Genomic DNA, 477 nt, shown 5'->3' with positions numbered 1-477 from the left:
AGCTAGATATTTCAACTTTCTCCAAAGCTAATGCGTCCAGAAGTCAAGAGCCATTTTTGAGACTTTATCAACAACTTAATGAGGAAATTTGCCGTCAAAAAGCCTTCAAAATATGAGCTGTGTCCTATTGATTCAACTGTCATTACTCTAACGAGTAAATTGCTATGGCTGCAAGAATACTACCAAGTCAAGCTTGTTAGCTCCTTAAATTTAACCACAGGAGTTCCAGAAGAAAACTTAATAAATTTTGGATACGACTCTGACTACAGATATGGAAAAGAGATGTTAGCTAGTTTGCCCCCAAACGGTGTAGGGGTAATGGATCGGGGCTTTTCTAGTTTAAAAATTTACGGCTCGCCCAGCAGTCAAACAAGTATTTTGTCTTGCGCATACCTAACAACTACAAACTTCAATTTTCTGAAAATAAGGGGCAGTTTCTAGTTGGGACAGGCAAGGACTCAGGAATATATAGAGTTG

General features: G+C 38.6%; 1 pseudogene. It reads left to right on the top strand.

The features are described from left to right. Positions 1-477 (top strand): annotated as a pseudogene (locus tag OSC10802_RS57230) (transposase); the annotation flags it as partial.

Source organism: Kamptonema formosum PCC 10802 (genome assembly GCF_000332335.1).
Taxonomy (GTDB): domain Bacteria; phylum Cyanobacteriota; class Cyanobacteriia; order Cyanobacteriales; family Oscillatoriaceae; genus Oscillatoria.
The sequence above is the reverse complement of the archived record's forward strand: the minus strand, read 5'-3'. Positions and strand labels throughout refer to the sequence as shown.